The organism is Caballeronia novacaledonica (assembly GCF_900258035.1).
Taxonomy (GTDB): Bacteria; Pseudomonadota; Gammaproteobacteria; order Burkholderiales; family Burkholderiaceae; genus Caballeronia; species Caballeronia novacaledonica.
In genome coordinates this window covers 1-6,929 of record NZ_OGTP01000049.1, presented here as the reverse complement: position 1 = coordinate 6,929, position 6,929 = coordinate 1, and the positions used below count along the sequence as shown (strand labels likewise).

Annotated in this window: 11 protein-coding genes; 6 read left to right on the top strand and 5 right to left on the bottom strand. The window is 60.8% G+C overall.

From position 1 onward, the window contains the following. Window positions 1-218 precede the first annotated feature (218 nt). From NOV72_RS31515 to NOV72_RS31500, 4 genes are all read left to right on the top strand, one after another. On the top strand, window positions 219-704 hold the full coding sequence (locus NOV72_RS31515) for a ProQ/FinO family protein (protein WP_106858415.1): 486 nt from the start codon (window positions 219-221) through the stop codon (window positions 702-704). Window positions 705-1,120: 416 nt separating this feature from the next. Further along, on the top strand, window positions 1,121-1,765 hold the full coding sequence (locus tag NOV72_RS31510) for an SEL1-like repeat protein (protein WP_106858418.1): 645 nt from the start codon (window positions 1,121-1,123) through the stop codon (window positions 1,763-1,765). A gap of 322 nt (window positions 1,766-2,087) precedes the next feature. Next, window positions 2,088-2,324: a type II toxin-antitoxin system ParD family antitoxin gene (locus tag NOV72_RS31505; RefSeq protein ID WP_061172474.1), complete on the top strand. Its 237-nt coding sequence runs from the start codon at window positions 2,088-2,090 to the stop codon at window positions 2,322-2,324. Then, a complete protein-coding gene (locus NOV72_RS31500; protein WP_106858414.1) occupies window positions 2,321-2,650 on the top strand; it encodes a type II toxin-antitoxin system RelE/ParE family toxin in 330 nt (109 codons plus the stop codon). The genes NOV72_RS31505 and NOV72_RS31500 overlap by 4 nt, the downstream gene beginning before the upstream one ends. A gap of 49 nt (window positions 2,651-2,699) precedes the next feature. On the opposite strand, the gene NOV72_RS33185 is transcribed toward NOV72_RS31500, so the two are convergent. The 3 genes from NOV72_RS33185 to NOV72_RS31485 form a co-directional block, all read right to left on the bottom strand. Next, entirely contained in the window at window positions 2,700-2,987 is a 288-nt protein-coding gene (locus tag NOV72_RS33185; protein WP_106858417.1) for a CppA family protein, read from the bottom strand. A 164-nt stretch (window positions 2,988-3,151) separates the two neighbouring features. Continuing rightward, the gene (locus tag NOV72_RS31490; protein WP_106858413.1) at window positions 3,152-3,733 is read right to left on the bottom strand and encodes a DUF7713 domain-containing protein; all 582 of its coding nucleotides are present in this window, start codon (window positions 3,731-3,733) and stop codon (window positions 3,152-3,154) included. A 183-nt stretch (window positions 3,734-3,916) separates the two neighbouring features. Beyond that, entirely contained in the window at window positions 3,917-4,810 is an 894-nt protein-coding gene (locus NOV72_RS31485) for a LysR family transcriptional regulator (RefSeq protein ID WP_106858412.1), read from the bottom strand. A 76-nt stretch (window positions 4,811-4,886) separates the two neighbouring features. On the opposite strand from NOV72_RS31485, the gene NOV72_RS31480 reads away from it, so the two are divergent. Both NOV72_RS31480 and NOV72_RS31475 read left to right on the top strand, forming a co-directional pair. After that, window positions 4,887-5,324, top strand: a complete 438-nt coding sequence (locus NOV72_RS31480; RefSeq protein WP_425428811.1) for a (R)-mandelonitrile lyase — start codon at window positions 4,887-4,889, stop codon at window positions 5,322-5,324. 10 nt (window positions 5,325-5,334) lie between these two features. Then, window positions 5,335-6,318, top strand: coding sequence for an aldo/keto reductase (locus tag NOV72_RS31475; RefSeq protein WP_106858411.1), 984 nt, complete (start codon window positions 5,335-5,337; stop codon window positions 6,316-6,318). A gap of 36 nt (window positions 6,319-6,354) precedes the next feature. On the opposite strand, the gene NOV72_RS31470 is transcribed toward NOV72_RS31475, so the two are convergent. Together NOV72_RS31470 and NOV72_RS31465 are read right to left on the bottom strand one after the other, a co-directional pair. Continuing rightward, window positions 6,355-6,762 carry a GFA family protein gene (locus NOV72_RS31470; protein ID WP_106858410.1) on the bottom strand — a complete coding sequence of 136 codons (408 nt, stop codon included), beginning with the start codon at window positions 6,760-6,762 and terminating at the stop codon, window positions 6,355-6,357. 74 nt (window positions 6,763-6,836) lie between these two features. Further along, on the bottom strand, window positions 6,837-6,929 hold a 93-nt coding region (locus NOV72_RS31465), incomplete at its 5' end, for a 4Fe-4S dicluster domain-containing protein (RefSeq protein WP_133246935.1).

The following is a 6,929-nucleotide window of genomic DNA, read 5'->3' as shown; positions in this document are numbered from 1 at the left end:
GCCCTAACATGGGCCTCGGAGGCGTGACACCAAAACAGCGGCTCACTGCCGCAGCATAGTCTACTTCCGACCCGCGTCATTAGCGGGGGGATTACCGGGGCTTGAGCTGGAGTTTCGGCCGCGTTCGGCACCGCCGCCTGGGAGGACCGCCACGGGCGCTGAACGGCGATGTTTGAAGGCAACTGGTAAAGTTTGGCGACTGATTTCAGGCATGCACCATGGAATTCGAACAGCTCGTTGCGCTTAAGGCGCAGCTGAACCAGGGCGCGAAGGGCAAAAAGGTGGCTCCACGCTCGACGTCACAGCCAGTGGACGTCGCACAGGAAATCAAGCGGCTGCCGAAGCCTCCGCGAAGGTCTGCCGACGCAGCCGCGCGCGCGGTTACTACACTGCAACGACATTTCCCGCGGGCGTTTCCGCGCAGTCCGGCACCAAAGGTCCCGCTCAAGGTCGGGATTCTTAAGGACGTGCTCGCGAGAGCGGTGTCGCTTGGACTGAGCGAGCGAGACGCTCGAAACGGCGTGAAACTCTGGTGTCGTGGCCAACGCTATTGGACGTGTCTCGTCGAAGGCGCTGTGCGTGTGGATCTTGCCGGCGCAGTCGCTGGCGCTGTCACCGCTGCCGAAGCAGAGTACGGGACAAGTCGGGAGAAGACTCGGCTCGTACGCAGGCGGGAGCAGATTGCGAACAAGCGTCGCGCTTGACCCCGTCGAGCGGGAAACATACTCCAATCGTGGCGTACATTTGACATAAAGCGAATTAACGATCTTCTATTGGTACTCCTAAACGCTTTTCTTGAGCGCCCAGTTGGAACCCAAGTCCGACGAACACAGCTTCAATCATCGTGGGTGTCGGGCTTGTGTTGCACAATCATCGGAAGCATCGCCGCTAAGATGCCAGTCCCCGCGAGTGGTGATCTGTTTTCTAGCACGCGCTTGTTACTGCAGGCGCACCACGCTTGACAGCGGCGACTGCCGGCCGCTGGCCGCGAACCGCTCCAGTTAGCCCCGATACCGTAGTAAGCGAAATCGCGCTCACTACTCGTGCTCTCATTTCGTACCAGCAGCGAGAGGAGGGTGAGTTATCATTGGGTGCGTTTTTCACCGTGGAGTTGCTCACCATGAATGTTGACCCCGGCTGGTTTGGCCAGATTGAGCGTGAGTGGAAGATGCTGCGGCTGGGCGACCCGTCGCTCAACTCAGAGAAGTTCTTCCGCCACGTCCTCTCCGCTAACAAAGCGGGCTTCTTGTCCGCCGAAAGCCTCGCCGCCATCGCAAACGGCCTTCTCACTAGTCCGCTCCACGGGGCATCGCTGCTCGGGCGACGGCTCCTCGAGCGTGTTGGCATCAATCGCCACCCGACCTTGCGCCTGGCGCTCGCCGTCTCGCTCGTCACGTCCACGGGTGGCGACGCGGACTTCGAAACCGGCAACGCGATATTTGAAGACGTGATGAAGGACGACTCGGCCGAAGGGCGATTGCGCGGATTGGCGGCGGCCGCACTGGCGGACAGTGCGCGGCTCGGCCGCGGCATGCCGATTGATGTCAAAACGGCGGTCACGCTCTACGACCGCGCTATTGAACTTGGCCACAAGGGCGCGGCACACAACCTCGGGCTGTACTGGGAAGGTATGTGGGGCGCGGAATCGTCAAATGAAGCCCTGCCCAACAACGCTCGCGCGATTCAGACATACAAGCGGGGCGGAACCGACGCGCGCTGTCAGTTGCGGATTTCGAATCTACTCGAAGTCGTGCAGTGCCAGTAGAAAGGCCACCTCGCGACGATTGATGACGGCTCCACTTCAAGCAAAGCTGATCGATCTACGCGGCGTCACCTGCCTGGCGCCCGACCAACCATCTGTCTATCTATTGGTAGATTGATGCTGGCTTTGAAACGTGGTTTTGACGCGATCTGGCACGCACGATGGTTTCACGGGAAACGCTCGGCTCGATACATTGAAAATGAGTACCGGGAAAGCTTGCGCTCAGCCGCATGAGCCGAATCCAGCGCGATGGAGACACCCGAGGAACGGCCGTCAGACGGCCATAGCTTTGGCAAATTTTGGCAAGCCTGCTATGCTGGATCCCATGACGACCATGAACATATCCCTGCCGGAGACGCTGAAAAGCTTCGTTGACGAGCAAGTCAACGAACGGGGCTACGGCACCAGCAGCGAATACGTCCGCGAACTCATCCGCCGCGATCAGCAGCGGCAGCAATTGCGCGCGCTGCTGCTGGAGGGGGCGGCATCGGGCCCGACGACCCCGGTTGATGGAAGCTATTTCGAGTCGCTGCGCACGCGCGTGCGTAATGCGCGCAAATGAGGTCGAAGCCGGTTATCCCTACGCATCGGGCGCGGGAGGACGTCGAAAACGAGATCGACTATTACCTTTTCGAAGAAGGATCCGAGCGTGCCGCGCTGGGGTTTATCGCTGCTGTCGAAGAAGCCTACGCGCGGCTCGGCAGAAATCCCGCGGTGGGATCTCCCCGCTATGCCTACGAGCTTGATCTACCCGGGCTTCGCTCGTGGCCGCTCAAGCGTTACCCCCACCTTGTTTTTTATGTAGACCGCGACGATCACGTCGAAATCTGGCGCGTGATTAATGGTGCACGGGATCTTCCCGCGTGGCTGCTCAACGAAGCAGGGTAGTCGCGCCGTCAGATCAACCTGCGTTCGGATGCCACCTGCCGCCCAGCGCCTACCACGCAGACGTAGCAACCCGTCTCGCCGCTGTTGTTCGCACTGCGAGGATGCTCCGCATGGTCGCCAACGAGTGTTCGGCGATCGGACTCGATGTTTGCCGCCGCGGAACCGCGAAGTCCGGTGTTTGAACACCCAAGCGTCGGCAAATCGCGGACAGGTAAGGCTTGCTGGATCCTGTGCACTGTTGGACGGCGAGGACGATCTCAGCATCGCCCACGTGCCTGCGCAGCCAGTCGAGCGTTCGCCGATCCTTCTCGTTGCAGATCCTGACCAGGTGTTCCATCGTCGCCCTCATGCTGTATGCAAACACAGTACTGTTAATCTATACAGGTTTTTGATGGGTGGCAAGCGGTGTTGATTCAATGGTGGGTGCGTCGCAGGGACGGGGACTAGACCAGGCGGCCAGCCAAAACTCGCAGCCGGCGAACAAGCGGCCCGCAGCGGGCGTCAAGCCTCGTCGCTTGGGTCAAGCATCTCGAGCCGGAACTGCCAGCCTTCGAACGCCAAAAGCATCGCGCCAAGGTCATTCCATTCGATGCGCCGTCCATCGATGATCACGCACGGCTGACTGGCGCCTTCGTCGCCGTTCCATTCGACGCGGCCTCGAACGGTCATGTCGGCGATCTGCAAACGGCCGGCCTCGGCTTGCAGGTGCTTCATGCTTAAGGCCCGCTTCATCGTCTGGATCAGTTGACCCAATAGGGCGAACGGCTTCGAATCAGCTTTACCAAGGATCTGAAAGCGGTAGCCTGCGGCTTCATCGTCGCCAGCCAACTCGAATGCCTCCAGGGAAAGCTGATCGCCGAGCAACAAACTGCGGAAGTGAAATTCGTGATCGCTGTTGTCAACATCGCGGAGACGAAGCGGTGTAAAGCTCGGATGTTCGAATCCCTGCATGTCAGCGAACTGCGCCATTTCGGTGTTGAAGCACCGACTGCAGAGCACGCGCCAAGTGCCGTCCGTCCCGGCACTCACGAAGTCGTGCGCAGGCCCACTCGCGCCGCAGCGATCACATCGGGATTGCGTCATAAGAGCACCGGCTAGGCGGTCCGTTCCGAGGACATTGTCGCACCCGCGGCCGACGCTGGGCGTGGCTTAAAATGGGGAATGAATTTCCACCGACTATTCTCTCCCGTCGGAATGCAAAAGTTCGATCATAGTTATTATGTCAAGTCACACGCCACGTTCGACGGCATCGATTCCATCGACAGCCTAGTCGCGCTGCCGTAACCCGTTCGCAACAACCACAAAGGCAGGCGTAGGTTGCCGGCGGCTGGGATAGTAAAGATGAAACCCGGCAAAAGAAGGACACCAATCCATCAGCACGCGCTTCAACTCGCCGCTTGCTATGTGCGATCGGGCCCGGTCCTCTGGAACGAATGCCAGACCGGCGCCGGCGAGCGCCGCCTTCAACGCCATCGTTGCCGTATTGAACACGAGTTGCCCCTCCACACGCACCTTCAGCGCGCGGCCCGCCTTCTCGAACTCCCACGCATAAAGACTTCTGGCCGTCGGCAAACGAATATTGATGCAGTTGTGCCCTGTCAGGTCCTGCGGCGTCACGGGCTTCGCATGCCGCGCGAAGTAACTGGGCGTACCGACCACCGCCATTCGCACATCGGGCCCGATGCGCACCGCTACCATATCCTTCGCAACCTGCTCGCCGAGACGCACGCCCGCATCGAGCCGCTCCGCCACGATATCCGTCAGTCCGTTGTCGATGACGATCTCGATGGTGATATCCGGATAAACAGGCAACAGCCGCTCAATGACCGGCCAGAGAATGGATTCGGCAGCCAAATCCCCGGCGGCGATCCGGACGGTGCCAGCAGGTTTGTCGCGCAACGCGGTCAAGGCGTCCAGTTCGGCCTCGACCTCTTCGAGCCGGGGTCCCACAGATTGAATCAACCTGTCGCCGGCTTCCGTCGGTGAAACCTTGCGTGTCGTCCGGGCCAGGAGCCGAACTCCCAGTCTGGCTTCGAGATTTCTTACCGTCTGGCTCAACGCGGACTGCGAGACACCCAATTGAGCGGCTGCCCGCGTGAAGCTGCCCTCCCGCGCGACCGCCAGAAATGCGGTGATGTCCGTCAGATTGGAATGCCTCATTCATTAGCCTGTCTTATGACTTCATGCCGATTCTAGCGCTTAATCGCATGACGTCACACTGTTAGATTGGACGTCAATGCAACCCAACACCATGACATCGATGAACATCACGAAATGCGGAACGGCACCGTCGGTAAGCGGTCCTTCCGAGTACTTCAGCGGCACCGTGCGTATTGACGCGCCTTTCGCGGGCGAGCCGCCCGCACGCGCAGGCGGCGCAACCGTCACCTTCGAACCGGGCGCGCGCACGGCCTGGCACACCCACCCGCTCGGTCAGACCTTGATCGTGACCGCGGGTGTCGGCTGGGTACAGCGCGATGGCGGCCCGGTCGAAGAGATCCGGCCCGGCGATATCGTCTGGATCGCGCCGAACGAACGGCACTGGCACGGCGCTACCGCAACGACCGCGATGACCCATATCGCCATCGCCGAATCACTCGATGGCAGTCCGGTCACGTGGATGGAGAAGGTCGCGGACGAGCACTATCAAGGCGGCCTCGCCATCAGCAAATAAGGAGCAAAGCATGCAAAAGCGAACGCTCGGAAATAGCGGACTGACAGTTTCCGCGCTCGGCCTGGGCTGCATGGGCCTGAGTTATGGCTATGGCCCCGCCACGGAAAAGCAGGCGGCCATTCGGTTGATCCGCACCGCTTTCGAACGCGGCGTCACGTTTTTCGATACGGCCGAAGCCTATGCCCAGGGCGAAAACGAAGCGCTGCTGGGCGAAGCGCTCGAACCTTTCCGTGATCAGGTCGTAATCGCAACCAAATTCGGCTTCGAAGGCGGTGATGTTCAGAAAGGCGTCAACAGCAGTCCGGACAACATTCGCGCAGTCACGGACGCCGCCCTGAAGCGGCTCCGGACCGACCGCATCGATCTCCTGTATCAGCACCGCGTCGATCCCCAGGTACCGATCGAGGATGTCGCCGGGACCGTGAAAGAGCTGATCGGGCAAGGCAAAGTGCTGCATTTCGGCATGTCGGAGGCCGGGGCGCAATCCATCCGCCGCGCGCACGCCGTCCAACCCGTCGCGGCGCTGCAGAGCGAGTACTCGTTGTGGTGGCGTGAGCCGGAAAGAGAGATCCTGCCGCTTCTGGAAGAGCTCGGAATCGGGTTTGTGCCGTTCAGTCCGCTCGGCAAAGGCTTCCTGACCGGCGCGATCAAGGAATCGACGAGCTTCGACAAAACCGACTTTCGCAACATCGTCCCGCGCTTCTCCGAAGAGAACCGGAAGGCAAACCAGGGCCTCGTCGAAGTGCTGCGACGGATCGCATCCGCAAAGGGAGCCACGCCGGCACAAATCGCCCTCGCCTGGCTGCTCGCGCAGAAATCGTGGATCGCGCCGATTCCCGGCACGACGAAGCTTCATCGGCTGGAAGAAAACCTCGGCAGCGCAGCCCTCGCGCTGAGTGCCGACGATCTCCGCGATATCGAGCGGGCCATCGCCACCATTACCGTGCAGGGCGATCGCTACCCGGCGCATCTGCAAGCGCGCGTCGGCAATTGATATGAAGGCGTTGACTGACGCTGTGCACGGGACGGATCAAGGCTGACCTTCGCACTCTTCACATCCGGGCATGGGATGTAACCAGGGAAATCTGCGCCTGGTCCATATCTGCCGGGTCGGTTTCCCGAGCTCGTAGCGTTGCTTCAGCGCACCGACCCGCAGTGAATACCGCTGTGGATTTTCCGCGGCGCAAGCGTAGATCGGGCCACCGCAATGTCCGCAGAATGCGTGGATTCGCCTGGCTCCGCTGTCAGCGATCTTGACGTACCGGCTCGGCGTTCCCGTGATGATCCTGAATCCGCTGGCCGGCGCCGGGATGTTCATCCGGAACGCCGAGCCGGACTGCATCTGACAGTCCGCGCAATTGCAAATGACGATCGTTCCCGGCTCGACATCGGCCTCATACCGGATTGCGCCGCAGTGACACTGGCCTTCGACTCTCACGATATCTCCTCGTCTGTCTCGCCGAACGCCATCATCGTATGCCTGCGACCGGCGTCGTTTGCTGCACGCTTCGGCTACATGTTCGGATAGTTCGGCCCGCCGCCGCCCTCCGGCGTGACCCACACGATGTTCTGCGTCGGGTCCTTGATGTCGCAGGTCTTGCAATG